The 22,831-nt window shown below is 70.7% G+C and carries 18 protein-coding genes, 1 tRNA gene and 1 riboswitch; of the genes, 13 read left to right on the forward strand and 6 right to left on the reverse strand.

The window, feature by feature from the left end:
* Positions 1-94: 94 nt before the first annotated feature.
* From OG780_RS24885 to OG780_RS24920, 8 genes are all read left to right on the forward strand, one after another.
* The gene (locus OG780_RS24885) at positions 95-982 is read left to right on the forward strand and encodes a transglycosylase family protein (RefSeq protein WP_328451674.1); all 888 of its coding nucleotides are present in this window, start codon (positions 95-97) and stop codon (positions 980-982) included.
* A 183-nt stretch (positions 983-1,165) separates the two neighbouring features.
* Positions 1,166-1,358: riboswitch (cyclic di-AMP (ydaO/yuaA leader) on the forward strand.
* Positions 1,359-1,362: 4 nt separating this feature from the next.
* Complete coding sequence (locus OG780_RS24890; protein WP_326787326.1) at positions 1,363-2,061, forward strand: transglycosylase family protein; 699 nt, start codon at positions 1,363-1,365, stop codon at positions 2,059-2,061.
* Positions 2,062-2,441: 380 nt separating this feature from the next.
* Positions 2,442-3,722 (forward strand): phosphopyruvate hydratase, encoded by a 1,281-nt coding sequence (gene eno, locus OG780_RS24895; protein WP_425871454.1) that lies wholly within the window; start codon positions 2,442-2,444, stop codon positions 3,720-3,722.
* Between the two features lie 119 nt (positions 3,723-3,841).
* On the forward strand, positions 3,842-4,318 hold the full coding sequence (locus tag OG780_RS24900; protein ID WP_326787328.1) for an FtsB family cell division protein: 477 nt from the start codon (positions 3,842-3,844) through the stop codon (positions 4,316-4,318).
* A 39-nt stretch (positions 4,319-4,357) separates the two neighbouring features.
* On the forward strand, positions 4,358-5,011 hold the full coding sequence (locus OG780_RS24905; protein WP_328451676.1) for a DUF501 domain-containing protein: 654 nt from the start codon (positions 4,358-4,360) through the stop codon (positions 5,009-5,011).
* Complete coding sequence (locus tag OG780_RS24910) at positions 5,008-5,979, forward strand: Ppx/GppA phosphatase family protein (RefSeq protein ID WP_328451677.1); 972 nt, start codon at positions 5,008-5,010, stop codon at positions 5,977-5,979. Before OG780_RS24905 ends, OG780_RS24910 begins: the two co-directional genes overlap by 4 nt.
* 589 nt (positions 5,980-6,568) lie before the next feature.
* On the forward strand, positions 6,569-7,957 hold the full coding sequence (locus tag OG780_RS24915) for an NAD(P)/FAD-dependent oxidoreductase (protein WP_328451679.1): 1,389 nt from the start codon (positions 6,569-6,571) through the stop codon (positions 7,955-7,957).
* 236 nt (positions 7,958-8,193) lie between these two features.
* Positions 8,194-9,483 (forward strand): cyclopropane-fatty-acyl-phospholipid synthase family protein, encoded by a 1,290-nt coding sequence (locus tag OG780_RS24920; protein ID WP_328451681.1) that lies wholly within the window; start codon positions 8,194-8,196, stop codon positions 9,481-9,483.
* A 107-nt stretch (positions 9,484-9,590) separates the two neighbouring features.
* Here OG780_RS24920 and OG780_RS24925 read toward each other — a convergent pair whose 3' ends face one another.
* On the reverse strand, positions 9,591-12,119 hold the full coding sequence (locus tag OG780_RS24925) for an ABC transporter permease (protein ID WP_328451683.1): 2,529 nt from the start codon (positions 12,117-12,119) through the stop codon (positions 9,591-9,593).
* 59 nt (positions 12,120-12,178) lie between these two features.
* Positions 12,179-12,979, reverse strand: coding sequence for an ABC transporter ATP-binding protein (locus OG780_RS24930; protein ID WP_328451685.1), 801 nt, complete (start codon positions 12,977-12,979; stop codon positions 12,179-12,181).
* Positions 12,980-13,437: 458 nt separating this feature from the next.
* Here OG780_RS24930 and OG780_RS24935 point away from each other — a divergent pair.
* From OG780_RS24935 to OG780_RS24945, 3 genes are all read left to right on the forward strand, one after another.
* Positions 13,438-13,520 (forward strand) — tRNA-Leu (locus OG780_RS24935).
* Between the two features lie 321 nt (positions 13,521-13,841).
* The gene (locus tag OG780_RS24940; protein ID WP_328458352.1) at positions 13,842-15,029 is read left to right on the forward strand and encodes a 4-hydroxybenzoate 3-monooxygenase; all 1,188 of its coding nucleotides are present in this window, start codon (positions 13,842-13,844) and stop codon (positions 15,027-15,029) included.
* A gap of 211 nt (positions 15,030-15,240) precedes the next feature.
* On the forward strand, positions 15,241-16,122 hold the full coding sequence (locus OG780_RS24945; RefSeq protein WP_328451687.1) for a Bax inhibitor-1/YccA family protein: 882 nt from the start codon (positions 15,241-15,243) through the stop codon (positions 16,120-16,122).
* A 122-nt stretch (positions 16,123-16,244) separates the two neighbouring features.
* On the opposite strand, the gene OG780_RS24950 is transcribed toward OG780_RS24945, so the two are convergent.
* Positions 16,245-16,475 carry a DUF4287 domain-containing protein gene (locus OG780_RS24950; RefSeq protein ID WP_326787336.1) on the reverse strand — a complete coding sequence of 77 codons (231 nt, stop codon included), beginning with the start codon at positions 16,473-16,475 and terminating at the stop codon, positions 16,245-16,247.
* Between the two features lie 104 nt (positions 16,476-16,579).
* Here OG780_RS24950 and OG780_RS24955 point away from each other — a divergent pair, with 104 nt between their 5' ends.
* A complete protein-coding gene (locus OG780_RS24955; RefSeq protein WP_326787337.1) occupies positions 16,580-16,891 on the forward strand; it encodes a hypothetical protein in 312 nt (103 codons plus the stop codon).
* Positions 16,892-16,947: 56 nt separating this feature from the next.
* On the opposite strand, the gene OG780_RS24960 is transcribed toward OG780_RS24955, so the two are convergent.
* The 3 genes from OG780_RS24960 to OG780_RS24970 form a co-directional block, all read right to left on the reverse strand.
* Positions 16,948-17,745 (reverse strand): hypothetical protein, encoded by a 798-nt coding sequence (locus tag OG780_RS24960; RefSeq protein ID WP_328451689.1) that lies wholly within the window; start codon positions 17,743-17,745, stop codon positions 16,948-16,950.
* 291 nt (positions 17,746-18,036) lie between these two features.
* Entirely contained in the window at positions 18,037-19,257 is a 1,221-nt protein-coding gene (locus OG780_RS24965) for an acetyl-CoA C-acetyltransferase (protein ID WP_328451691.1), read from the reverse strand.
* A 665-nt stretch (positions 19,258-19,922) separates the two neighbouring features.
* Positions 19,923-20,951, reverse strand: a complete 1,029-nt coding sequence (locus OG780_RS24970; protein WP_328451693.1) for an SGNH/GDSL hydrolase family protein — start codon at positions 20,949-20,951, stop codon at positions 19,923-19,925.
* 143 nt (positions 20,952-21,094) lie between these two features.
* On the opposite strand from OG780_RS24970, the gene OG780_RS24975 reads away from it, so the two are divergent.
* Complete coding sequence (locus tag OG780_RS24975) at positions 21,095-22,489, forward strand: cystathionine beta-synthase (protein WP_326787341.1); 1,395 nt, start codon at positions 21,095-21,097, stop codon at positions 22,487-22,489.
* The last annotated feature ends 342 nt before the right edge of the window (positions 22,490-22,831 follow it).

Here is a 22,831-nt window from a genome sequence, read left to right on the forward strand (position 1 = left end):
CAGGGGCCGCGGTACTCCCTGCTGTCACTCGAAAGGCCTTCGTATGCTCTCCGGGAACGGCCGTCACCGTCGCCCTCGTCAGGCCCCGGCACTCATGGTCGCCGCAGGGGTGACCGGATCGGCGATCGTCATCCCGCTGCTCGCCGCGGCGAGCGCGAGCGCGGCCGACGGGAACACCTGGGACCGGGTGGCGCAGTGCGAGAGCGGTGGCGCGTGGAGCGCCGACCAGAGCAACGGGTACTACGGCGGCCTTCAGCTCGACCAGGAGAACTGGGAGGCGCACGGCGGCCTCGACTACGCCCCGAGGGCCGACCAGGCCAGCCGCTCGCAGCAGATAGCCGTCGCCGAGAAGGTGCTCGCCGACAAGGGCCTCGCGGCCTGGCCGACCTGTGGGCCGCTCTCGGGTCTCAGCAAGGACGCGGCCGGCGTCAGCGTCGACACGGGCGTGGCCGGCGATGCCTCGAACGACGAGGACGAGTCCGGTTCGTACGTTTCGTCCGGCCTGGCGACGTCGCCCAGTACGTCACCTTCGGATGGTTCTTCCGCTTCGTCCGGTTCGGGTGACTCCGCGGACGCGACCGGCAGCACCGCGGAGCCCAGCGCCTCGCAGAGCTCCGACGACTCGGGCGCGGCGACCGGCAAGGGTGACGAATCAGCCAAGTCCGGGCAGAAGGACGCTTCTTCGAGCCCCTCCGACGCCCCGAGCACCGGCACCGGGCGGCACCGTGGCGGGGACGCCGCGCAGAGCGCGACCGGCGGCAGCGCCGACAGCACTGCCGGGCGGCATGCCGCGAGCGCCTCGAGCGACACCGCGTACGTCGCGGACGTCATCGACAACCTCTGGAAGGTTTCCGACGAGCTGGGCCTCGAAGGCGGATGGGCCGACCTGCCCACCGCCGATGCGGCGGCGACCGACGGCGGTCCCGGCCTCGTCGTACCTGGTCGGAGCATTGCGGACACTGTCGAAACGGTGCAAAACTAGCGGGAGTTCACGTCCTGGTTCGCTGGGGAATGTCCCATTTGGTGCAAGTGAGACATGGGTCTCAGAAGCCCTGATCGTCTTTGAATTTCCGCCGATCGACTGCTTACGGTCGTGACTGCTCGCCACAGCGGGCCCCGACGGTCGCAACGCCGAATCCTGCCAGCGGCCGTACGGGAACAGTCGTCGCGTCATGCGCCGTAGGCAGGAGCGGGGGACCCAAGGTAAGCGCCGCGTCCGGGAGTTGAGAGACACCCGGAACGGCTTGGGGTTAAGCCGCGTGTCGGACGTCCTGGAGACGGGACCGAAGGCGCGCGGCCGGGCAACTCAACCGGCCCGAACCCGACAGCTCACCTCGCAGGCGTCGGTGAGGGGATCTCTCCATGCTGTTCTCCAGCAAGGGCAAGCACCGCCGCCCGAACAAGGCCACCCGCGTCGCCACGCTCGCCGGTGTCACCGGTGTCGCCATCGCCGCTCCGCTGATGGCGGCCGGCAGCGCCTCCGCCGCCACCGCCTCCGAGTGGGACGCCGTCGCCCAGTGCGAGGCCGGCGGCAACTGGTCGATCAACACCGGCAACGGCTACTACGGCGGACTCCAGTTCTCGTCCTCCACCTGGGCCGCGTACGGCGGCACCGCCTACGCCTCGACCGCCGACCAGGCGTCGAAGTCGCAGCAGATCGCCATCGGCGAGAAGGTCCTCGCCGGACAGGGCAAGGGTGCCTGGCCGACCTGCGGCGTGGGCCTGTCGAGCGCCGCGTACGGCGGTGACACCTCGACCCCGTCGACCCCCTCCGGCTCCTCCTCGTCGGGCGCCTCGCAGGGCACCACCACCCGTACGACGGAGCAGCCCGCCTCCCGTTCCGCGGAGCGCCCCGCCGTCCAGAAGACCGTCACCACCCCGACCGGCAAGAAGGTCAAGAAGGGCGACGGCGAGTACAAGGTCGTCAAGGGCGACACCCTCAGCTCGATCGCCGAGAAGAAGCACGTCAAGGGCGGCTGGCAGAAGCTGTTCAAGCTGAACAAGGACATCGTCGCCGACGCCGACTTCATCTACCCGGGCCAGCAGCTGCACCTGCGCTGAGTACCGCGGCGCGCCGGTGCCGTGTGGTCGCCTTCGGCGGAGGGCGGCCACCTCTCGGACGGCGCGCGGGTGTCTTCCGGGCCGGATTCCGGCCCGCGTCCGAGCCGGACGACAGCTCCCCTCCCGAACCGGGCCTTTTTGGGAAAGGCCCGGTGAGGGTCCCCGTCCCCACGGGCTCCCCGCTCCGGTGCGTGTTCCCCCGCACGCGCCGGAGCGGGGTTTTTCATTTCTTTTTTTGTTCCGTTCAGGAACAATATGTACGCTCAGTTCCGCTCAAGGGGTGGTCGATCGGCTGGCCGATCCCCGTGAGCCGGTTAGGCTCATCCCGCAGGGCTGCCAAGTCCTGCTTACCCGCGTCACATCCCAATAAGGAGATGCTCGTGCCGTCCATCGACGTCGTCGTAGCCCGGGAAATCCTGGACTCCCGAGGCAACCCCACGGTCGAGGTCGAGGTCGGCCTCGACGACGGCAGCACGGGTCGTGCCGCCGTTCCGTCCGGCGCCTCCACCGGAGCCTTCGAGGCCATCGAGCTTCGCGACGGTGACCCCAACCGCTACCACGGCAAGGGTGTCGAGAAGGCCGTCCTCGCCGTCATCGAGCAGATCGGCCCGGAGCTCGTCGGCTACGACGCCACCGAGCAGCGCCTGATCGACCAGGCCATGTTCGACCTGGACGCCACCGACAACAAGGGCTCGCTCGGCGCCAACGCCATCCTCGGCGTCTCGCTCGCCGTCGCGCACGCCGCCTCCGAGGCGTCCGACCTGCCGCTCTTCCGCTACCTGGGCGGCCCGAACGCGCACCTGCTGCCCGTTCCGATGATGAACATCCTGAACGGCGGGTCGCACGCCGACTCGAACGTGGACATCCAGGAGTTCATGATCGCCCCGATCGGCGCGGAGTCCTTCTCCGAGGCCCTGCGCTGGGGCGCCGAGGTCTACCACACCCTCAAGAAGGTGCTGAAGACCAAGGGCCTGTCCACCGGCCTCGGCGACGAGGGCGGCTTCGCCCCGAACCTGGAGTCGAACCGCGCCGCCCTCGACCTCATCCTCGAGGCCATCAAGGAGGCCGGCTACACCCCCGGCGAGCAGATCGCCCTCGCCCTCGACGTCGCCGCCTCCGAGTTCTACAAGGACGGCGTCTACACCTTCGAGGGCAAGGAGCGCTCCGCCGCCGAGATGACCGAGTACTACGCCGAGCTCGTCGCGGCGTACCCGCTCGTCTCCATCGAGGACCCGCTGTTCGAGGACGACTGGGACGGCTGGAAGATCATCACCGACCAGCTGGGCGACAAGGTCCAGATCGTCGGCGACGACCTCTTCGTCACCAACCCGGAGCGCCTGGCCCGCGGCATCGAGGAGGGCTCCGCCAACGCCCTGCTCGTCAAGGTCAACCAGATCGGCTCGCTGACCGAGACCCTGGACGCCGTCGAGCTGGCCCAGCGCAACGGCTTCAAGTGCATGATGTCCCACCGCTCCGGCGAGACCGAGGACGTCACCATCGCCGACCTCGCGGTCGCCGTGAACTGCGGTCAGATCAAGACCGGCGCCCCGGCCCGCTCGGACCGTGTCGCCAAGTACAACCAGCTCCTGCGCATCGAGGAGATCCTCGACGACGCCGCGGTCTACGCCGGCCGCAGCGCCTTCCCGCGCTTCAAGGGCTGAGCCCCGCACGGCTCAGGCAGCGTCCTCCGTACGTCCCCGTACCCGGTCCCGTACCGTGTGCGGGGACGTACGCACGTGACGGGCCCGCACGGCGGGCCGGTACTGGGGAGGCGGGACTCATGGCCGTGAAGGACCGGGACCGGTTCTCCACCTCGACCAGGCTGAAGCTGCTCGGCGAGCAGACGGCGGCCAGGGTCTACCGCTCCCAGACCAAGCGGCAGGCGCGCCGCTCCCGGCTGACCGGCCGGGCCGCGCTGCTCGCCATGGTCCTGTGCTCCCTGATCGTCGCCCTCGCCTACCCGATGCGGCAGTACGTCTCCCAGCGCGCCCAGATCGGCGACGTGGAGCGGCAGCGGGAGCAGGCCCGGCAACGGGTCGAGCAGCTGCGCGACCTCAAGGCACGCTGGCAGGACGACGCGTACGCCAAGCAGCAGATCCGGCAGCGGCTGCACTATGTGATGCCGGGCGAGACCGGGTACGTCGTGATCGACCCGGACGCCGCGAAGCAGTCCCGTGCCGAGCGGGGCGCCGCCGACCGCCCCTGGTACACCAATGTGTGGGACGGCGTGGACAAATCCGACGCCGCCGACCGCTGACGCCCCATGAACTGACCAGAAAGACACGTGACTCACGGCATGGAAACGCCACCGCCCACCACCCCGCGCACCGAGCCCACCGACGCCGACGTCGAGGCCTTCAAGCAGCAGCTCGGACGGCCGCCGCGCGGGCTGCGCGCGATCGTGCACCGCTGCCCCTGCGGCCAGCCGGACGTGGTGGAGACGGCGCCCCGCCTCCCCGACGGGACGCCGTTCCCGACCACGTACTACCTGACGTGCCCGCGGGCCGCGTCCGCGATCGGGACGCTGGAGGCCAACGGGGTCATGAAGGAGATGACCGAACGGCTGGCCACCGACCCCGAGCTCGCCGCGGCCTACCGCGCCGCCCACGAGGACTACATCGCGCGCCGTGACGCCATCGAGGTCCTGGAGGGCTTCCCGAGCGCGGGCGGCATGCCGGACCGGGTGAAGTGCCTGCACGTCCTGGTGGCGCACTCGCTGGCCGCCGGGCCGGGCGTCAACCCGCTCGGCGACGAGGCCATCGCGATGCTGCCCGAGTGGTGGCGCAAGGGCGCGTGCGTCACCCAGGCCGGACCGCCGGCCGGTGAGGGGTGGCAGGTGGAGACGGCCGGAGAGGGTGCCGACGCCGGCCACTTCGGCCTCAAGCCCGTCGAGTCGGGTGAACCCGGCGCGCCGGGTGGGTCCGCCGCGTCCGACGAGGACGGCCGGTGACCCGCGTCGCCGCCGTCGACTGCGGTACGAACTCCATCCGGCTCCTGGTGGCCGACGCGGACCCGCGGACGGGCGAACTCGCCGACCTGGACCGGCGGATGACCATCGTCCGGCTGGGCCAGGGCGTCGACCGCACCGGCCGGCTCGCCCCCGAGGCGCTGGAGCGGACCTTCGCCGCCTGCCGCGCGTACGCGGAGGCCATCAAGGAGCACGGCGCCGAGCGGCTGCGCTTCGTCGCCACCTCGGCCTCCCGGGACGCCGAGAACCGGGACGAGTTCGTGCGCGGGGTGCTGGACATCCTCGGCGTCGAGCCGGAGGTCATCACCGGGGACCAGGAGGCCGAGTTCTCCTTCACCGGCGCGACCAAGGAGCTGGCCGGGCGCGACGACCTCGCCACGCCCTACCTGGTCGTGGACATCGGCGGCGGCTCGACCGAGTTCGTCGTCGGCGCCGACCGGGTGCGCGCGGCCCGCTCCGTGGACATCGGCTGCGTACGGATGACGGAACGTCACCTCGTCCGCGACGGTGCCGTGACCGATCCGCCCACGGCGGAACAGGTCGCGGCCATGCGCGCGGACATCGAGGCCGCCCTCGACCTCGTCGAGGAGACGGTCCCGCTGCGTGAGGCGCGCACCCTGGTGGGGCTGGCCGGCTCGGTCACCACGATCGCGGCGATCGCGCTGGACCTCGACGAGTACGACTCCGAGCGGATCCACCACTCCCGGGTCTCCCTCGACCGCGTCCGCGAGATCACCGAGTGGCTGCTGCGCTCCACGCACGCCGAGCGCGCAGCCGTTCCCTCGATGCACCCGGGCCGGGTGGACGTGATCGGCGCCGGGGCCCTCGTCCTGCTCTCGATCATGGAGCGGACCGGGGCGGAGGAGGTCGTGGTCAGCGAGCACGACATCCTCGACGGCATCGCCTTCAAGGTGGCCGAGGACGCCGAAGCCGGCAGGCAGGGCGACTGACGCGCGGTGACGCGCCGAGAACGGGCGTGAGGCGGCCCCGGCCCCCTTTCCGGGGGGCCGGGGCCGTCGCGTCCTCCAGCGGCGGCACAGGGCTCCTGGACGCCTTGTCCGGCAGCGCCGCGCGGGTTGTCCGGCGGGACCGCCGGGGCGTGGCACTGGTCTCCTTTGCTACTGATCGGTAGCCTCGGCTGAGCGCCTCGGATAACGTATGAGCGTGCCCTCGGGGGTCCTGGAACCCCTCCGGCGAGTCCTGGCCGGGAAAGTTCGTGAAGTTCTTCACAAGGAAAAAGGCCCTGCTGGGCGACAAGAGGGCCGCTTGGGCCCTTCCGCGGGGCCGGACCGGTCCGGCAGCATGCTCGGTGAAGCGTTGCGACAGCGTTTCCGGGCGGTGAAACACAGGTGTGGTCTGCTGGGCCGAACGGGTTGGGCCGCAGCTCACGCGGTGTTGACAACGGTACGAACCGTACGGCGGTCCACCCCTGCCGCCATGACCTCGATCGCGAGGGCGGCGGAGTGTAGCAGAGCCCCTGCCCAAGCTTGTGAAGGGGCGCACGAGCGACCCCCCGGAAGCAGGTGGATACTCGATGGCATGAGCACCACGGAGCGTCCCAGGATCCTCGTAGTAGGCGGTGGGTACGTAGGCCTGTACGCAGCTCGGCGCATCCTCAAGCAGATGCGCTACGGAGAGGCGACCGTCACGGTCGTCGACCCCCGGTCGTACATGACCTACCAGCCCTTCCTCCCCGAAGCAGCCGCCGGCAGCATCTCCCCGCGGCACGTCGTCGTCCCGCTGCGGCGTGTACTTCCCAAGGCGGAGGTCCTCACCGGCCGGGTCACCACCATCGACCAGGACCGCAAGGTCGCCACGGTCGCCCCGCTCGTGGGCGAGGCGTACGAGCTGCCTTTCGACTACCTCGTCATCGCGATGGGCGCGGTCTCCCGCACCTTCCCGATCCCCGGCCTCGCCGAACAGGGCATCGGCATGAAGGGCATCGAGGAGGCCATCGGCCTGCGCAACCACGTCCTCGAGCAGCTCGACAAGGCCGACTCCACCACGGACGAGGACGTCCGCCGCAAGGCGCTGACCTTCGTCTTCGTGGGTGGCGGCTTCGCCGGCGCCGAGACCATCGGTGAAGTCGAGGACATGGCCCGCGACGCGGCCAAGTACTACAGCAGCGTGTCCCGCGAGGACATGCGCTTCATCCTCGTCGACGCCGCGGACAAGATCCTTCCCGAGGTCGGCCCCAAGCTCGGCCAGTACGGCAAGGAGCACCTGGAGAGCCGCGGCGTGGAGATCTACCTCTCCACCTCGATGGACTCCTGCGTCGACGGCCACGTCGTGCTGAAGAACGGCCTCGAGGTCGACTCCAACACGATCGTCTGGACGGCCGGCGTCAAGCCGAACCCCGTTCTCTCCCGCTTCGGTCTGCCGCTCGGCCCGCGTGGCCACGTGGACACCCAGACCACCCTCCAGGTGCAGGGCACGGACTACATCTGGGCCGCGGGCGACAACGCCCAGGTGCCGGACGTCGCCGCCCGCAAGGCCGGTGTCGAGAACGCCTGGTGCCCGCCGAACGCGCAGCACGCGCTGCGTCAGGCCAAGATCCTCGGCGACAACGTGATCTCCGGTATGCGGGGCTTCCCGCAGAAGGAGTACTCGCACGCCAACAAGGGCGCCGTGGCCGGTCTCGGTCTGCACAAGGGCGTCGCGATGATCGTCATGGGCAAGATGAAGATCAAGCTCAAGGGCCGTCTCGCCTGGTACATGCACCGCGGCTACCACGGTCTCGCCATGCCGACCTGGAACCGCAAGATCCGCGTCTTCGCGGACTGGACGCTCGCGATGTTCCTCAAGCGCGAGGTCGTCTCCCTGGGCGCCATGGAGACTCCGCGCGAGGAGTTCTACGAGGCTGCCAAGCCGGCTCCGGCCGCGCCGGCGCCCGCCGTCAAGACCGAGGAGAAGGCCAAGGCCTCCTGACCTCCGGTCACCGAACGCCCCGAAGGGGCCGCCCGCCATCCGTGGTGCGGGCGGCCCCTTCGGCGTTCCCCGGCCCAGGCGGCGCGCCGTGCCCGCCGAGGTGGGCGCGGCGTTCAAAGTGTGGTGCGTACACACATTTTGCGAATCTGTGTCGTGGAAGCGGGACTGCCCGCTGACGGGGTAGATGTTTACGTGGTGTCGGAGCGTTCGGGAGTGCTGTCTCGGAGGTGTACGCCATGCAGGACGCCGCGCCGCGTCTCAAAGGCCTTGTCGAACAGTTGCTGGGAGTCCCGCTCCCGTTGCGCGTGCGCGCCTGGGACGGTTCGGAAGCGGGTCCGCCCGCGGCTCCGGCGCTCGTCGTCCGCAACCGGCGGGCCCTGCGCCGACTGCTGTGGAAGCCGGGCGAGTTGGGACTCGCCCGCGCCTGGGTCTCGGGTGACCTCGGCGTCGAGGGGGACCTGTACACCGCCCTGGACCTGATCTCCGGGCTCGTGTGGGAGCGCCCCGAGGACGCGCGAGGGCTCGGGGCGGCGCTGCGTGACCCCGAGGTGCGCGCCGCGGCCCGCGGGCTGGTGAGGATGGCCGGGCTGCCGCTGCCGCCCGCCCCGCCCGCCGAGGAGGTGCGCCGGCGCCGCCACCTGCACACCAGGCGCAGCGACCGGAGCGCCATCAGCCACCACTACGACGTCGGCAACGACTTCTACGAGATCGTCCTCGGCTCGTCCATGGTCTACTCGTGCGCCTACTGGGAGGAGGGCGGCACCCTGGAGGAGGCGCAGCGCGACAAGCTCGAACTCGTCGCCCGGAAGCTGGCTCTGAAGCCCGGTCAGCGGCTCCTCGACGTCGGCTGCGGCTGGGGCTCGATGGCCGTGCACGCCGCCCGCGACCACGGCGTACGGGTGGTCGGGGTGACGCTGTCGCAGGAACAGGCCGCGTACGCCCGTAAACGGGTCGCGGAAGAGGGCCTGACCGACCGGGTGGAGATCAGGGTTCAGGACTACCGGGACGTCACCGACGGGCCCTACGACGCGATCTCCTCCATCGGCATGGCCGAACACGTCGGCGCCGAGCGCTACCTGGAGTACGCCGAGGTGCTCGGCGGCCTCCTCGTCCCCGGCGGGCGGCTGCTCAACCACCAGATCGCCCGGCGCCCGCAGCGCGACGAATCGTCGTACGCCGTCGACCCGTTCATCGACGCCTATGTGTTCCCCGACGGCGAACTCGCCCCCGTCGGGACGACCGTGACCCAGCTCGAACGGGCCGGGTTCGAGGTGCGTGACGTCGAGGCCCTGCGCGAGCACTACGCGCTCACCCTGCGCCGCTGGGTCGCCAATCTGGAGGCCGGGTGGTCCCGTGCCGTCCGGCTGACCGGTGTCGGCCGGGCCCGTGTCTGGCGCCTGTACATGGCGGCCAGCGCGGTCGCCTTCGAACGCAACCAGATCGGCGTCAACCAGGTCCTGGCGGTGAAGACCCGGGGCGGGGCGGGCCCGTCCGGGATGCCGCTGCGGGCGAGGACCTGGAACTGACGTACGGAGCGGCGGCGCGACGCGGGGGAGGGGGCCCGATCCGTCCGGATCGGGCCCCCTCCCCCTGTTTCTCCGGGGCCGTCGCTCCGGCCCGTTCGCCGTGCCGGCTACTCGGACTTGATCGCCGTCAGCATGTTCAGACGGGCCGCCCGGCGTGCCGGCCAGAGCGCCGCCAGGACGCCGACCGTCGCCGCGAGCAGGAGGAAGACCGCCATCCGGCCCCAGGGCAGGACCAGTTCGTACGTCGACATCCTGCTGCCCAGCAACTGGCCGGCCGCCCAGCCGAAGAACACGCCGAGACCGATGCCGAGGACGCCGCCGAAGAGCGAGATGACCAGGGACTCCAGACGGACCATCCGCTTGATGCCCTTGCGGTCCAGGCCGATCGCGCGGAGCATCCCGATCTCCTGCGAGCGCTCGAAGACCGACATCGCGAGGGTGTTGATGACGCCGAGGACGGCGACGATCACCGCCATCGCCAGCAGGCCGTAGAGCATGTTCAGCATCAGTGTGAACATCTGCGCGATGCCGTCGGAGATGTCCTTCTTGTCCTGGACCTTGACGGCGGGGTTGTCGCCGAGCGCCTTCTCCAGCCGGTCCTTGACCGCGGCCGAGGCGCCGCCCGCCGTCTTCACCATGACCTGCATGTCGGAGGCGCCGCGCTGGTGCGGGGAGAGCGTGGCGTTGTCGAGGATGATGCCCCGGATCATCTCGTTGGCCTCGTACACCCCGGCGACGGTCAGGCTCTCCTTCGCGCCGTCCTCGTAGGAGACCTGGAAGCGGGAACCGGCCTTCCAGCCGTGGGACCCGGCCGTGTCCGAGTCGACCACGACCCCGGTGCCGCCGACCTCGAAGGAGCCGTCGGTGACGTCGAGATCGGTGAGCTTGCCGATGGCCGCGCCCTTGACGCCGGTCAGGAACTCCGTCTGCCGGTCGATGCGGGAGGGCGCGTTGCGCAGCGGGCTGGTGTCGGTGACGCCGTCGACCGCGGCGAGCTTCTTCTCGATGTCCGGGGAGAGGGAGTTGCCGTTCGCCATCGACACGACGTAGTCCGCCCTGATCGCCGAACTGGCCATCTTGTCGATCGACTTCTGCAGGCTGCCCGCCATCACCGTCATGCCGGTGATCAGCGTGAGACCGATCATCAGCGCCGAGGCGGTGGCGGCCGTACGGCGCGGATTGCGCAACGAGTTCTGCCGGGCCAGCTTGCCGGAGATCCCGAAGACCCGCAGGACCGGGGCCGCCGCGGCGATCAGCGGGCGGGAGAGCAGCGGGGTGAGGACGAAGACGCCGATGATGAGCAGCACCGCGCCGAGCCCCATCGGGGCCTGGCCGTCGGAGCCGTCCATCGTCGTGGCGTAGAGGACCACGGCGACACCCGCGGCGGCGAGCAGGGCGCCGACCGTGTTCCGCAGGACCAGGGACTTCGTCGTCGCCTTCGCGTGGACGCTGCTCATCGCGGCGACCGGCGGGATCTTCGCGGCGCGGCGGCCCGGCAGCCACGCGGCCAGCATCGTGATGAGGACGCCGACGAGCAGCGCCGTGGCGACGGTGCCGGGCGAGACGACCAGCGGGCCGTCCGGGACCGTGGCGCCGAGCGTGCCCATCAGGGAGCGCATCGCGGCGCCGATGCCGATGCCCGCGGCGAGCCCGCCGACGGCCGCCACCGCGCCGACCACGAAGGCCTCGATCAGCACCGACCGGGTGACCTGGCGGCGGGAGGCGCCGACGGCGCGCAGCAGCGCCAGCTCCTTGGTGCGCTGGGCGACCAGCATGGTGAAGGTGTTGGCGATGATGAACGTGCCGACGAACAGCGCGATCCCGGCGAAGACCAGCAGGCCCGTCTTCATGCCGCTCATCGCCGCGGAGATCTGCTCGGCCTGGTCGTCGGCGAGCTGCCGGCCGGTGACGGTGGAGGCGACGTCCTTCGGTACGACGGCGTCGAGCGCCTCGCGCAGCGCGCTCTGGCTGGTGCCCGGCGCGGCCTTCACGTCGATCTCGTCGTAGGTGCCGGACGAGTGGAACAGCCGCTGTGCGGTCGCCGTGTCGAACAGGGCGAGGCTGCCGCCGGCGGCCACGTTGCCGTCGTCCGTGCGGAAGATGCCGGCCACGACGGGCTTGAGGACGGGGCCGTCGACCGAGAGGCGTACGGTGTCGCCGACCTTGTAGCCGGCCCGCCTCGCGGTCTCGGCGTCCATCGCGATCTCGCCGGTGCCGTGCGGTGCGTGCCCGGCCGTCAGGGGATAGCGGGGGTCGTTGTCGCTCCAGTAGTTGCCGCCCTGCGACTGGAAGCCGCCGCCGATGAGTTTGCCGTCCTTGCCGGCGATGGCGGTGAAGCCGTTGACCACACCGATCGCGGAGGCCGCTCCCGGTACTCCGGCCGCCTTGTCGAGCAGGGGCCGTGTCAGGTCGTGCCTCCTGCCGAGGGTGTCGTCCGTGTCCGCCGCGCTCTTGGGGCGAATGGCGACGTCGACCTGGTCGAAGCCCTTGGCGGAGCTCTTCTGGTAGGCGTCCGAGATGGTGTTGGTGAAGACCAGGGTCCCCGAGACGAAGGCGACGCCGAGCAGGACGGCGAGCACGGTCATCAGGAGCCTGGCCTTGTGCGCGAACACGTTGCGCAAGGCGGTACGGAGCATGGTCTGTCTCAGTCCAGGTGTACGAGGAGTGGGGGAGCGGCGGGAGGGCTCGGCCCGCGTCAGCTCGTGCGGTTCCTGCCGTCGGACTCGGGGGTCCGGGGGTTTCCCCCGGGAAGGTTCCGCATGAGGTCCAGTACCGAGTCCGCGGTCGGCTCGTACACCTCGTCGACGATCCGTCCGTCGGCGAGGAAGACGACGCGGTCCGCGTAGGCGGCGGCCACCGGGTCGTGCGTCACCATCACCACGGTCTGGCCCAGCTCGCGTACGGAGTTGCGCAGGAAGCCGAGGACCTCCGCGCCCGAGCGCGAGTCGAGGTTCCCGGTCGGTTCGTCGCCGAAGATGATCTCGGGGCGGGAGGCGAGGGCACGGGCGACGGCGACGCGCTGCTGCTGGCCGCCGGAGAGCTGGGAGGGGCGGTGGCCCAGGCGGTCGGCGAGGCCGATCATCTTGATGACGCTGTCCAGCCACTCCTTGTCGGGCCTGCGGCCCGCGATGTCCATCGGGAGGGTGATGTTCTCCAGGGCCGTCAGCGTCGGCAGCAGGTTGAACGCCTGGAAGATGAAGCCGATCTTGTCCCGGCGCAGCTTGGTGAGCTGCTTGTCCTTCAGGGAGCCGAGTTCGGTGTCGCCGATGCGCACCGAGCCGGAGGAGAAGGTGTCCAGTCCGGCCACGCAGTGCATCAGCGTGGACTTGCCCGATCCCGAGGGACCCATGATCGCGGTGAACTCGGCCTGCCGGAAGTCGACGGTGACCCGGTCGAGCGCGACCACCTGGGTCTCGCCCTGCCCGTAGACCTTCGACAGTTCCGTGGCGCGGGCTGCGACCGCGGTGCTTGTGCCGGCGAGGGGAGTGGTGGTCACGGAAGGGTGCTCCTGTCGGTACGACGACGTCGATGACGTTGCTGGGGACGTGTTCCATCGTCCGTGCCGATCCGCGGGATGTAGTCACCCCCTGTTCCGGTTCCGGAGGCAGCCTGGGGTCGGACCGGGAGCGGTCGCGTCATACCTGGGGATGACGGAGCTCCCCGAGAGCGGTCCGGGTCGGGCCCGGGGGGCGCTCGGCGCACGGTCGCGCGCCCGGCGGCCGGCCCGGGACCTCGTCAGGGGTTCGTCGTGATCGCGTTCGGACGGTGAAATTCCGTCAATCCGCGTACGGGTGCTCAGCGCGTCCGGGAGGCTGTTGGCAAGTGCTGACGGCCTGTGCGGTGTACTGATGCACCCTCAGACATCAATAAAATAAGACAACATCGGTACGCGCGCCCGCTGTTCGGGTGATGCGCCCCGATAGGCTCGGAACCTCGATGCGGAGCCCATGATCTGCCCGGATGGTGGAATGCAGACACGGCGAGCTTAAACCTCGCTGCCCCTCGCGGGCGTACCGGTTCAAGTCCGGTTCCGGGCACGCGGCCTCACCCGGTGACCCTCGGGTGAGGCTTTCCCGCAAGCATCCGTGGCGCCTCGTAACCCTTCGGGTCGCGGTCCCTCATCCCCGCGCGGCTCGCACCCTTCCGTTCGTGACGAGCTTCCCGAGGCTGTCCCGCCTCGTTCCGCCGCGCCCTTGCGGGCGGGTCGGCCGGCGAGGCTCGCGTACCGCGTTCAGCACCGACCCCACCATGCCGGTAGGCCCGGCGCCCGTTGACATCGGTTCCGGGGCGGCGGAGACTCGCAATGAGGTGAAGGAAAGTTCACTTCGCGAACAGCGAGAGAAGGTGCGGGTATGCCGATGCGGACCACCGTCGGGATCGTCGGAGCCGGGCCCGCCGGGTTGCTGCTGGCCCGGCTGCTGCACCGTGCCGGGATCGAGTCCGTGGTCCTGGAGAGCCGGGACCGGGCCTATGTGGAGCAGCGGCAGCGGGCCGGGATCCTGGAACAGGGGACCGTGGACGTGCTGCGGGCCGCCGGGGCCGGCGAGCGGATGGACCGGGAGGGGCTGCGGCACGACGGGATCGAGCTGCGGTACGAGGGGAAGCGGCAGCGGATCGACTTCCCGGCGCTCACCGGCGGGCGCTCGGTGATGGTGTACGCGCAGACCGAGGTGTGCAAGGACCTCGTCGCGCTCCAGATCGCGGAGGGCGGGCCGCTGCTCTTCGAGGCCGAGGCGCTGGCCGTCGAGGGGGCCGAGAGCGACCGGCCCCGGGTGCGGTTCCGGCACCAGGGGCGCGAGGACGTGCTGGAGTGCGACTACGTCGTCGGCTGCGACGGCTTCCGGGGCGTCGCCCGCCAGGCCGTGCCCGCCGCGCTCTCCCGCACCTTCGAACGCTCCTACCCCTTCGGCTGGCTCGGCATCCTCGCCGACGTCGCGCCCTCGCACGACGAGCTCGTCTACGCCCGTCACGACCGCGGCTTCGCCCTGCTCAGCATGCGTTCGCCCAGCGTCTCCCGCCTCTACCTCCAGGTGCCCGAGGGCACGGACGCGGGGGAGTGGAGCGACGAGGCGATCTGGGACGAGCTGGAACGGCGTCTGGAGACCACCGGCGACTGGCGGCTGCGGCGCGGCCCCGTCACCTCCAAGTCCGTGACACCCATGAGGAGTTACGTCCACGAGCCGATGCGGCACGGCCGGCTCTTCCTCGCCGGGGACGCCGCCCACATCGTGCCGCCGACCGGCGCCAAGGGTCTCAACCTCGCCGTCGGCGACGTCGTCACCTTCGCCCGCGCCCTGATCCACCTCAGGGACACCGGATCGGCGGAGCGGCTCGACGCCTACTCCGAGACCTGTCTGCGCCGGGTCTGGCAGGCCGAGCGGTTCTCGTACGACATGACAGCCCTGCTGCACCGCGACCCCGCCGCGACCCCCTTCGAGGACCGCGTCCAGCGGGCCCGCCTGGAGCGGATCGCGAGCTCACGCGCGGCCGCGGCGGACCTCGCGGAGGGGTACACGGGCTTTCCTCTCGGCGAACAACGGGAATAGCGGGTGATCAAGGCGGCTTGAGAGGGCATGTGCCCCGTGAAGCCGTTTTCCCGAAGCCGGTGTCACGGCTTCGTACCAGTACGGGCGTGCCAGGGGACACACGCGTACGGTGGCACAACGAGGGAAAGATCCTCCCCAAGCACTAGGGTCATCCCTTTGCCTACCTATTACTCTTGAGCCAAGGCTACGAGGGTGGCCATGGAGGAGTGAAATGAGGAGCAGTAACCCGGTCTTCTCGCGACGGGGGTTCAGCCGCGACAACGGCTACGCGGGCTTCAACGCGGCGCCGCAGGCCGGGGGACCCGCTGTCGGCACGCAGGGGAACCCGTACGCCCAGCAGGGCGGCAACCCCTACGCGCAGAACCCCTACGCACAGCAGGGCCTCCAGCAGGGCGCTCCGCCGCAGGCCCCGGTCACCACCGGCCGTATGACGATGGACGACGTCGTCATGCGTTCGGCCATGACGCTCGGCACCGTCGTCGTCGGCGCCGTCCTGGCCTGGGCGCTGCTGCCGGTCTCCAGCACGAGCTACGGCCTGGCCATCGGCTCCGGGCTGGTCGCCTTCGTGCTCGCGATGGTGCAGTCCTTCAAGCGCACCGCCACGCCCGCGCTGATCATCGGGTACGCCGCCTTCGAGGGCGTCTTCCTCGGTGTCATCAGCGAGATGTACAACACGCAGTGGAACGGCGCGCCCTTCCAGGCCGTGCTCGGCACCATGGCGGTCACCGGTGCCACCCTGCTCGTCTACAAGGCGGGCTGGATCCGGGTCACCGCCCGGTACGCGCGCATCGGCCTGACCATCGCCATCGCCTTCGTCGCCGTCATGGCGGTGAACCTGCTGCTGGTCGTCTTCGGTGTCGCCCCGGACGGCGGACTGCGCAGCAGCGGCCCGCTGGGCGCGATCGTCGGCATCCTCGCGATCCTGATCGGCGCGTTCTTCCTGACCCTCGACTTCAAGCAGATCGAGGACGGCATCACCTACGGTGCGCCGAAGGAAGAGGCATGGCTGGCCGCGTTCGGCCTGACCATGACCCTCGTGTGGATCTACGTCGAGATGCTGCGGCTGGTCGCCATCTTCAGCGGCAGAGACTAGTGACACCGGCGGCCGGACAGGCCGTCAGGTGACCTGAAGGGCCCGCGAACCACCAGTTCGCGGGCCCTTCGTCATGGGGTGCCGGGTCGTCGTCGGATACCGGTCGTCTCGGTGGTGCGCGCTCACAGCAGTTTGCGCGCGGCCCTCCTCAGGTCGTACTCGTGAATGATCGCCTTGGCGTGGCCGTACGCGAGGTCGTGCTCGGCGCGGAGCCAGCTGACCTTCTCCTCGAAACGGAAGAGGGCGGGGCCTTCCTCGACGGTGCGAAGCCAGTCGGAGATCTCACGACCGGTGCAATGGGGGATGCGGGCGAGCAGGTTGCGATGGGTCTCCGCGGAGAAGACTTGGGACATCGGCGCCTCCGAACGCAAAGGGGATGTAAGCCGGTCCTTCACGCCACCGTGCCTGAGGGTTGGGTTGTTGGCAACAGTCCCGCCGCTGCGCGTAGTCTCGCGGCGTGCTGGATACGACGCCGTTGACCCGAGCCGTGGACCACTTCGCCGACCGGTTGCGGGCCGCCCCGCAGAGCCGCCTGCAACGCAGTGCCGCGGCGGAGGCGCTGGGGCTGGCCAGGGAGTTCGCGCTGCGCGCCCAGCGGGTCGAGGACCCGTCGGGGGAGCCCCGGGAGATGCCCGACGCCGGGATGTTCGCCGCCGCCGACCAAATCACGGTCGCCGCACACGACTTGGCCCTCGTACTGAAGAACGAGGAGGAACTGGCGGAAGCGGTCACGCTCGTGGCCGAGGCACAGAAACGCGCCGGGGTCTGATCCTCTCGGCCGACTCCGGCGCGCGGGATGTCGTGCGGTCCCCCTCGGGGCGGACGCTACAGCGACGCTATGACGCGGTCCGCCAGGATGTAGACGCTCTCCTCGCCGAACGAGAAGGTCAGGGCGTACGCGCCCGAGACGCCGGAGCCGCCGAGCAGGACCGGGGCCTCTCCCGCCGTCAGGGCGGCGGCGAGCCGCTGCGCGGTCTCACGGTGGCCGGGGGTCATGCACAGGGTCGTGCCGTCGGCGAAGACGTAGACGTCGAGGGTGCCGAGCGGGCCGGGGCGGACGTCCGCCAGTTCCGTACCGGACTCGGCGAGCTCCTCCAGGCGGGCCACCGTGCGTTCGTGGTCGTTGACCACCGGTGACTGGGCCGGGACGAAGTCGGGGTGCGAGGGGTGACGGCGGCGGGCCGCGGCGAGTTCCGGGGAGTCGCCGGCGGTACCGGTCTGGAGGAACTCCTCGAGGTCCGTACCGGTCTCGGCCACCGGCTCCAGGTGGTCCAGGCCCACGAAGTCCGAGTGGCGCGGCAGGAACAGCTCGGTGTCCGGCAGTCCGAGCAGCGACGGCGCGTCGGAGGCGTCACGCGCCTCCTGGGCGGCCCAGAAGGCCCGCGCCTCGGCGAGCTCCCGCTCCCGCTCCTCGGCCAGCGCGTCGGCCACGGCCGTGCGTATCTCGTCCGCGTCGGCGGATCCGCGCGCCGCGGGCACGAGGCCCCGCGCCGCGTCGGCGCGGCTCGCGACGAGTTCGCTGTGCAGGGCTGCGACCTGCCGGCGCAGACCCCGCAGGGTGTGCAGAACGGCGACGCCCACGGCCGCTGTGGCGGCTGTGGCGAGCAGCAGAGCAATAGACATGGCGCTCACTGACGTACTCCCGGTTCAAAGTCGGCCCCCGACTTCCTACATCAGCTTGAAGGGCGAACCACCAAACTGTCAGTGCGTAACGTCACGAATAGGACAGGACTTTGGCCCTCAGGTTTAACCGTGCACGCACCTGACCTGCGGGAATGCCCATCCGAGGGGACATAGGTCACATCTTGGAAGGGATTGGATCACAAATCGGCCCAGAGGCCCGGTGGTTCCGGGCTTCTGGGCCGATTCGTTCACGCTGGGTTCAAATCCCGTCACGGTAACGGGTCATGACTGTCAGCTGAGACGCTCGATGACCATCGCCATGCCCTGGCCGCCGCCGACGCACATGGTCTCCAGGCCGAACTGCTTGTCGTGGAACTGGAGGCTGTTGATGAGGGTGCCGGTGATGCGGGCGCCGGTCATGCCGAAGGGGTGGCCGACGGCGATGGCGCCGCCGTTCACGTTCAGCTTGTCCAGCGGGATGCCCAGGTCGCGGGCGCTCGGGATCACCTGGGCGGCGAAGGCCTCGTTGATCTCGAACAGGTCGATGTCGTCGACGGTGAGGCCGGCGCGGCTGAGCGCCTGCTTGCTGGCCTCCACCGGGCCGAGGCCCATGATCTCGGGGGAGAGGCCGGTGACGCCGGTCGAGACGATGCGGGCGAGCGGGGTCAGGCCGAGCTCGCGGGCCTTCGTGTCGGACATGATCACGAGGGCGGCGGCGCCGTCGTTCAGCGGGCAGCAGTTGGCCGCGGTGACCAGGCCGTCGGGGCGGAAGACCGGCTTGAGGCCCTGGACGCCCTCCAGGGTCACGCCCGCGCGGGGGCCGTCGTCCGTGCTGACGACCGTGCCGTCCGGGGTCGTGACCGGGGTGATCTCGCGCGCCCAGAAGCCGTTCTTGATGGCTTCCTCGGCGAGGTTCTGCGAGCGCACGCCGAACTCGTCCATGTCCTGGCGGGTGACGCCCTTGAGGCGGGCCAGGTTCTCGGCGGTCTGGCCCATCGCGATGTACGCGTCCGGGATCAGGCCGTCCTCGCGCGGGTCGTGCCAGGTCGAACCCTCCGACTGCGCGACCTCGAGGGTGCGGGCCTCGGCGTCGGCGAAGAGGGGGTTGTGGGTGTCGGGCATCCCGTCGGAGGTGCCCTTGATCGACCGGGACACCATCTCGACACCCGCCGAGATGAAGACGTCGCCCTCGCCGGCCTTGATTGCGTGCAGGGCCATGCGGGAGGTCTGGAGGGACGAGGAACAGTAACGGGTGATCGTGCAGCCCGGGAGGTGGTCCATGCCCATCTGCACGGCCACGATGCGGCCGAGGTTGTGGCCCTGCTCGCCGCCGGGGAGGCCGCAGCCGAGCATCAGGTCGTCGATGAGCTTCGGGTCGAGCTCGGGGACCTTGGCGAGGGCGGCCTGGATGATCGTGGCGGTCAGGTCGTCGGGGCGCACATCCTTCAGGGAGCCCTTGAAGGCGCGGCCGATCGGGGAGCGGGTGGCTGAGACGATCACGGCTTCGGGCATCACGGCTCCATTGGCGTACGGGAAGTGTGCAGGGCTGTCTGGGAAGTTACCCGTACGTACCGTCGAGGTCACCGGTCTGGGTGTGTGACACCGGCCGCACTTTTCTAAGCGCTTGCTTTTTGCTGGCGGGGGCGCCTTGGGGGTGGGGTGTGTTTCTCCCGGCCGGGATGAGGAGGTGCCCCCGCGTCGGTGCAGCCGCCCACGGGGCTCCGCCCCGGACCCCGCTCCTCAAGCGCCGGAGGGGCTGAAATCTTTCCGCCGGCCGGGGTGAGAGCCCCAGGAGCGCAGGGAACTGCGCGGCCCGCCCCCACGGAGCCGCAGCCGGATACGGGTTGCCCGCGTCGGTGCAGCCGCCCACGGGGCTCCGCCCCGGACCCCGCTCCTCAAGCGTCGGAGGGGCTGAAATCTTTCCGCCGGCCGGGGTGAGAGCCCCAGGGGCGCGGGGAACTGCGCGGCCCGCCCCCACGGAGCCGCACCCGGCTACGGGCCTGCCCGGATCGGGGCCGGACATTCGGTGCCGGGCCGGGTGAAAGAGCCAGGGGCGCGGGGAACTGCGCGGTCGGCCCTCACGTACCCGCGCCTGGCTGCGGGCTGCCCCGACGGCCCGCCCCCACGCGGCCGCGCCCGGGTACGGGCCGCCCGCTCGCCCGGTGCCCCGCCGGGGGTCAGTTGAGCGGGGTCGGGGCCGGGTCCGTCGCCGGGAGGCGTTGGCGGCGGCGGCGTTTGAGCAGGGCCCAGGGGCCGCGGGGCCCGGTGGGCATCGCGGCGGTGACCTCGGTGCCGGGCTCGGACGCGGCCTCCGCCGCGGCGCGGGCGACCGGAAGGAAACCCTCGTGGCGCGAGACGTCCGGACGCTCCTCCTCCGCCGGCCAGAGGCCGAGCGCCGCGCAGACCGTGGGCAGCAGGGCCATGGCGACCGTCGCGTACCCCTCCGCCGAGGGGTGGTAGTGGTCGGGGCCGAACAACTCGCGCGGGTTCGCCTCGAACTCCGGGCCCAGCAGGTCGCCCAGCGACACCGTACGGCCGCCCTGCTCGACCGCGCCGATCGTCTGGGCGGCGGCGAGCTGACGGGACGCGCGCCGCGCCAGCCAGCGCAGCGGCTGCTGGACCTGCTCGACCGTGCCCAGGTCGGGACAGGTGCCGACGATCACCTCCGCACCGACCGTGCGCAGCCGGCGTACCGCCGCGGACAGATGGCGTACGGAGCGTGTCGGCGGCATCCGGTGCGTCACGTCGTTCGCGCCGATCATGATCACGCAGACGTCGGGCAGCCGGGAGGTGTCGGTGAGGGCGAGCGCGACCTGGCGGTCCAGGTCGTCCGACTGGGCGCCGGGCAGAGCCACATTGCACAGCTCCACCGGCCGCTCGGCCACCGCCGCCAGTCCCGAGGACAGCAGCGCGCCCGGCGTCTGCCGGGCCCTGCGCACTCCCTGGCCGGCGGCCGTCGAGTCGCCGAGCATCGTCAGCCGCAGCGGGGGTTCGTCAGGGGAGGCGCCGGCGTAGTCGTACCCGTACAGACCGTCCGCGCGCGGTGCGTAGGGAGCGTGTCCGTTGCCCACATGCCGCTTCACCAGCTGCACCTCGGCCAGCACCAGACCGACGGCCGCCGCCCCCACCAGCCCGACGCCGCCCCCGCCGTACGCCGCGCCGGCGGCGATCCGCCGGGCCACCCTCGCCCTCGACATGCTCGACATCCGTCGCCGCCACCTCCTGTAGCCGTACAACCACTGCTTGCCCCGAAGAGCGGGTGGGTCAATCTCAACCGCGGGTGAACGGCTGCTCAGGGCCGTAGGCTGACGAGACCATTCCTGTTGAAAACGCAGCTCCGGAGACAACGGTGCAATTCCACGACTCGATGATCAGTCTCGTCGGCAACACCCCGCTGGTGAGGCTCAACAACGTCACCGCGGGCATCCAGGCGACCGTCCTGGCGAAGGTCGAATACTTCAACCCCGGCGGATCCGTGAAGGACCGCATCGCCATGCGCATGATCGAGGCCGCGGAGGAGAGCGGCGACCTCAAGCCCGGCGGCACGATCGTCGAGCCGACCAGTGGGAACACGGGTGTGGGGCTCGCCATCGTGGCGCAGCAGAAGGGCTACCACTGCATCTTCGTGTGCCCCGACAAGGTCTCCACCGACAAGATCAACGTGATGCGCGCGTACGGGGCCGAGGTCGTGGTCTGCCCCACCGCCGTCGACCCGGAGCACCCGGACTCGTACTACAACGTCTCCGACCGGCTGGTGCGGGAGACCCCGGGAGCCTGGAAGCCCGACCAGTACTCCAACCCGAACAACCCCCTGTCGCACTATCACTCGACCGGCCCCGAGCTGTGGGAGCAGACGGAGGGGAAGATCACCCACTTCGTCGCGGGTGTGGGCACCGGCGGCACGATCTCCGGTACCGGCCGGTATCTGAAGGACGCCAGCGACGGCAAGGTGCAGGTCGTCGGCGCCGACCCCGAGGGGTCCGTGTACTCCGGCGGTTCCGGCCGGCCCTACCTGGTCGAGGGCGTCGGCGAGGACTTCTGGCCGACCGCGTACGACCGTACGGTCGCGGACGAGATCGTCGCCGTGTCCGACAAGGACTCCTTCCAGATGACGCGCCGGCTGGCCAAGGAGGAGGGGCTCCTCGTCGGCGGCTCCTGCGGGATGGCCGTGGTCGCCGCGCTGCGCGTCGCCGAGCGCCTCGGCCCGGACGACGTCGTCGTGGTGCTGCTCCCCGACAGCGGGCGCGGCTACCTCAGCAAGATCTTCAACGACGAGTGGATGGCCGACTACGGCTTCCTGGAGGACACCGGCCCGAGCGCCCGTGTCGCCGACGTGCTGAACGACAAGGCGGGCGGCTCCATCCCGTCGCTCGTCCACATGCACCCGGAGGAGACCGTCGGCGAGGCCATCGAGGTGCTGCGCGAGTACGGCGTCTCGCAGATGCCGATCGTCAAGCCCGGCGCCGGTCACCCGGACGTGATGGCCGCCGAGGTCATCGGGTCGGTCGTGGAGCGCGAGCTCCTGGATGCGCTCTTCACCAAGCGGGCCTCCCTGGAGGACCCGCTGGAGAAGCACATGTCGTCGCCGCTGCCGCAGGTCGGATCCGGTGAGCCGGTCGCCGACCTGATGTCCGTGCTCGGTCGCGCCGACGCCGCGATCGTGCTCGTCGAGGGCAAGCCCACCGGCGTCGTCAGCCGGCAGGACCTGCTGTCCTTCCTGGCCAAGGGCGGCACCAGGGCCTGACCCCGTCCGGGGCCTGAGCAGGAATTTCGCTCGAAGTGTCGGATCCGTGTGGATCTTCCGGCTCCGGCCGGGGTGAACTTCGCGGAAGTGGTACGAGCGCGTCACGTCCGCGCAGCACCCGCTTAACACGGGTCCGGCACATTAGTGGGTGTCGGCAGGGCGGGAGCGGCTCCCCGCCCAGGCCGGCGCCGAACGGCGCCAAGGACCTCCGGAGCGGCTCCCGGACCTCCATGGACGCCTAGGACGCGTAAGCCCGGTCCTGACCCGGCCCGCGTCCCTCGCGGGGACCGCCGTCGTCCCGCCCCCCTTCACCGGGGGTGCGGCGGTCCCCGCGCAATACGT

It is taken from the genome of Streptomyces sp. NBC_00386, from assembly GCF_036063235.1.
Taxonomy (GTDB): Bacteria; Actinomycetota; Actinomycetes; order Streptomycetales; family Streptomycetaceae; genus Streptomyces.

What these genes read in the sequence shown, in the direction of transcription:
- OG780_RS24925 (WP_328451683.1), bottom strand. Translation starts at nt 12,119, where the DNA reads ATGCTCCGTACCGCCTTGCGCAACGTGTTCGCGCACAAGGCCAGGCTC.
- OG780_RS24885 (WP_328451674.1), top strand. Translation starts at nt 95, where the DNA reads ATGGTCGCCGCAGGGGTGACCGGATCGGCGATCGTCATCCCGCTGCTC.
- OG780_RS24970 (WP_328451693.1), bottom strand. Translation starts at nt 20,951, where the DNA reads ATGTCGAGCATGTCGAGGGCGAGGGTGGCCCGGCGGATCGCCGCCGGC.
- OG780_RS24960 (WP_328451689.1), bottom strand. Translation starts at nt 17,745, where the DNA reads ATGTCTATTGCTCTGCTGCTCGCCACAGCCGCCACAGCGGCCGTGGGC.
- OG780_RS24920 (WP_328451681.1), top strand. Translation starts at nt 8,194, where the DNA reads ATGCAGGACGCCGCGCCGCGTCTCAAAGGCCTTGTCGAACAGTTGCTG.
- OG780_RS24940 (WP_328458352.1), top strand. Translation starts at nt 13,842, where the DNA reads ATGCGGACCACCGTCGGGATCGTCGGAGCCGGGCCCGCCGGGTTGCTG.
- OG780_RS24915 (WP_328451679.1), top strand. Translation starts at nt 6,569, where the DNA reads ATGAGCACCACGGAGCGTCCCAGGATCCTCGTAGTAGGCGGTGGGTAC.
- OG780_RS24965 (WP_328451691.1), bottom strand. Translation starts at nt 19,257, where the DNA reads ATGCCCGAAGCCGTGATCGTCTCAGCCACCCGCTCCCCGATCGGCCGC.
- OG780_RS24905 (WP_328451676.1), top strand. Translation starts at nt 4,358, where the DNA reads ATGGAAACGCCACCGCCCACCACCCCGCGCACCGAGCCCACCGACGCC.
- OG780_RS24900 (WP_326787328.1), top strand. Translation starts at nt 3,842, where the DNA reads ATGGCCGTGAAGGACCGGGACCGGTTCTCCACCTCGACCAGGCTGAAG.
- OG780_RS24945 (WP_328451687.1), top strand. Translation starts at nt 15,241, where the DNA reads ATGAGGAGCAGTAACCCGGTCTTCTCGCGACGGGGGTTCAGCCGCGAC.
- OG780_RS24890 (WP_326787326.1), top strand. Translation starts at nt 1,363, where the DNA reads ATGCTGTTCTCCAGCAAGGGCAAGCACCGCCGCCCGAACAAGGCCACC.
- OG780_RS24950 (WP_326787336.1), bottom strand. Translation starts at nt 16,475, where the DNA reads ATGTCCCAAGTCTTCTCCGCGGAGACCCATCGCAACCTGCTCGCCCGC.